Raw genomic sequence first — 3477 nt, 5'->3', positions numbered from 1 at the left:
TTCATGAATCTCGACTACCGTCGATTTCGATTCACGCTCGCTACGTTTTGTTCATTTCAATATCTTAAAGAACTCTTTCTTTCTTGTTTTAGCCTCGCTCGTTTTAAGAGCGAAAGCGGATGCAAAGATAAGACCTTTTTTCGTTACCTTCCAAATCTTTTTCAAAGTTTTTTCAAACTTTTTTTTCAAAAGCCTCGTAATTCGATATTTTGAATTACTCAAGCAAAAGAAGGATTGTCTTATTTCCATTTCAACATTTCAAGAACTTTACAAGAAACCACCTTTCTAGCCTCGTTCATGCTTGCACTGTTTCTTGTTTTGCGGGTGCAAAGATAAGGCAAACTTTTCCCCTTCTCCAAATATTTTCACAATTATTTTTCAATTATTTTCATCAATACACACCAAAAGCATGATTGGCAAAACGTTAGAATGGGAACTTTTTTCAGGATAATACTATTGAAATAAGGTTAAAGACAGGAATCAACCTCGGTACAAAGCCGCCTCAAAGCCGGTACAAAGCCGTTCGTGAACGTCTTTGATTCGTCTTTGATTCGAAAATGATACGTCTTTATACCCTATCTTCCACCTGTGACCAGCGTTTGTTCTATGGAATATCATGGGATAAACTAGGAAATAAACTAGACAGATACCCTCCTCTAACTCATCAACAACACCCGTCAGTGTTTATGCTATGTTTATGCTATGAAGATGCAATGTTCATGTCCCCTTCTATCCATAGACCACAAGCGAACCAAGGTACACGAACGAATAATTTACAAATATGATAAAAGAAAAACAACAGGATTACTTATTCACGACGAAACCCGTGAAATCATTGTGCAAGAAACTGTTCAATTCTTGCGGGGTGATCCGCACCTTGAAATGCCCATCCTTCACAAAAGAAATATTTCCGGTTTCTTCACTGACCACGATGATGTGAGCATCGGTCACGGCACTCATTCCAATCGCTGCACGATGTCTCAACCCCAAACTCCCGGGAATATTCGTGTTATCGGAAACCGGCAAAATACACCGCGCCGCCAAAATCTTGTTATCCGCGATAATTACCGCACCGTCATGTAACGGGGAATTCTTAAAGAAGATATTTTCAAGCAACTCCTCCGACACGATCGAACGGATCAACACACCCGTTTGCGCGTAATTGTACAACTCCGAATTCTGGGACAACACGATCAAAGCACCCGTTTTTGTTTTCGAAAAATAATCACAGGCCTGCACGATAGCGGCGGCGACCTCATCTTTTATAGAAGTCTTGGTAAAAAGCCGCTCCAAGTTAAATATGTTTTGCAGGTTATATTTACTACCTAATAATAATAGAAAGCGACGAACTTCTTGCTGGAACACGATCAGCAAGGCAATCACTCCCATACCGATAAACTGTCCCAAGATACCAGAAACCAACTCCAGATTCAGAGCTTTCACCAGCAACCATGCCACGTAGAATGTAAAAATCCCGGCAAATATATTTATCGCAACCGTCCCTTTCACCAGTTTATAAACCTGATAAAATATAAAAGCGGCTAGCAATATATCAGTTATAGTGTAAAAGTTTATAGTTATAAACAACAGCATACGATATTCTTAAAAGTCAATTTCACCCGCAAAAATAGCCAAAAATAAATAGGTTACATCATAATAACGGAAGTTTTCCCCCTTATTTTTTCATCTTGCAAATCACGACAAGAACGGCAACGATCACGATCAATAACCCAAGGTAATTCGCGTAAGTCAATTGTTCATTGAAATAAAGCACTCCCACGACGATTGCCGTTATCGGTTCCAACGTTCCCAACACGGAACTCGGTACGGAACCGATCAATTTCACGGCTGCCACCAGCAACCGGGCAGAAACGATCGTACTCAATATGGCCAATTGCACCATATCCAGCAAGAACCGGGGTCTCGTGATGATTTCCATCTTTCCCTGTGCCACGGCCAAGATCAAGTAGAACAGCGCGGTGAATAGTAACACGTAGCAAGTCAGCACGTCCGGATTCATCCGCTTTAACACGGGACGGTTCAGTGCGGTAATATAACACCCATAAGTCACCGTGGACATTAATACAAAGAATAATCCTAGCCATTTCACCTCCCCGGGTGTCCACGACAACAGGTACACCCCGCATATCGCCAGCACGATCCCCGCTTTCACCTCCAAGGGTAGCCGTTCTTTGTAGAAGATAGCCATCAGCAACGCGACGACCACGGGATAAAAGAAATGAATCGCTGTCGCCACGCCCGTGGGCATATAATGATACGACCACATCAGGAAGAAAGCCGTGATTCCATATCCCCCGACCCCGGCAAGCGTAACTTCCTTCACCTCCCGTCGGGTCAGTCTCATATTCATTCTCCGGAGCAATAAATAAATAGCATACACGATTCCCGCTATCCCGTAACGGTACACTAATATTGTTTCATTATTAACCCCGTCCAGTATTGCCTGGTTTGCATACAGCGGAATCAACCCGAAGGTAGCCGCCGACAATGCCGCAAATAGAATCCCTTTAAATTTGTCCATTTCCTTTTTCAAAAAACGGTGCGAAAGTAGCAAATTTTCCCATAAGTTTTTGCATCTACGGGATAATCCCTATATTTGCTTTTGATTTTAAGAAAAAGACAATATAAAATAATACACTGTATGAAGTACATTCTGACATTCATGGTTCTGGCATTATGCGGTTCTCTCGCTATCGCCCAGACAGACGCAAAAGCAAAGGCAATTCTGGATAAAACAGTCGAACATATCAAGTCCTACCCTGCCGTGGAAATCGTTTTTGACCTTTCCATGATCAACAAGGCAGAAGATATTAATGAAACACATCACGGGAAAGCATACATGAAAGACAAGATGTACCGCATTGACGTGATGGACGTGGTCAACTATTTCGACGGGGAAGTCATCTACACGTACATGCCGGATCAAGAAGAGGTAAATATCAAAAAACCGGACGAGAACGAAGATGAGATGTTGAATCCTTCTATCCTGTTCGATATTCACAACCAGAAGTTCACCCAGAAGTTGGTGGAAGACAAGGATGGCAAAGCCTACATCGAGTTAACCCCGAAACAAACTCACAAACAGATCTCCAAGATTGGGGTATGGATCAACACGAAAACAAACATGGTGGAAAAAGTCACGTCCTTCGGCAAAGACGGGAACGACGTGGTGATCACGATTAAAAGTTTGAAGAAACCGGAGAAAGAACTAGACGTTACCTTCTTCCGTTTTGACAAGGATGCCCACCCGGAAGTGGACGTTATCGATTTGAGGTAGCATATTTACTAAAGTAACATAAAAACAAGGAGAGGCAAAAGTCATTTCTCGAACTCCCTCCCGGCTTCGCCGTACTCCCTCTATAAACAGAGGGAGAGTTGAAAATACTCCCTTTCTTCGGGAAGAATCACCAGCTCCTCCTCTGTTCATAGAGGAGGTGGCACGAAGTGACGGAGGAG

General features: G+C 42.6%; 3 protein-coding genes. 1 reads left to right on the top strand and 2 read right to left on the bottom strand.

The window, feature by feature from the left end:
- Positions 1 to 804: 804 nt before the first annotated feature.
- Positions 805 to 1593 (bottom strand): diadenylate cyclase CdaA, encoded by a 789-nt coding sequence (cdaA, locus tag AB5542_RS21090; protein WP_027201344.1) that lies wholly within the window; start codon positions 1591 to 1593, stop codon positions 805 to 807.
- Positions 1594 to 1675: 82 nt separating this feature from the next.
- Entirely contained in the window at positions 1676 to 2542 is an 867-nt protein-coding gene (locus AB5542_RS21085; protein ID WP_087422088.1) for a DMT family transporter, read from the bottom strand.
- A 120-nt stretch (positions 2543 to 2662) separates the two neighbouring features.
- Here AB5542_RS21085 and AB5542_RS21080 point away from each other — a divergent pair, with 120 nt between their 5' ends.
- On the top strand, positions 2663 to 3298 hold the full coding sequence (locus tag AB5542_RS21080) for a LolA family protein (RefSeq protein WP_279040337.1): 636 nt from the start codon (positions 2663 to 2665) through the stop codon (positions 3296 to 3298).
- The last annotated feature ends 179 nt before the right edge of the window (positions 3299 to 3477 follow it).

Source organism: Butyricimonas sp. RTP31003st1_G1_RTP31003_210430 (assembly GCF_040920905.1).
GTDB lineage: Bacteria > Bacteroidota > Bacteroidia > Bacteroidales > Marinifilaceae > Butyricimonas > Butyricimonas paravirosa.
Note: the sequence above shows the minus strand (reverse complement) of the source record. Positions and strands in the feature narration are given on the sequence as shown.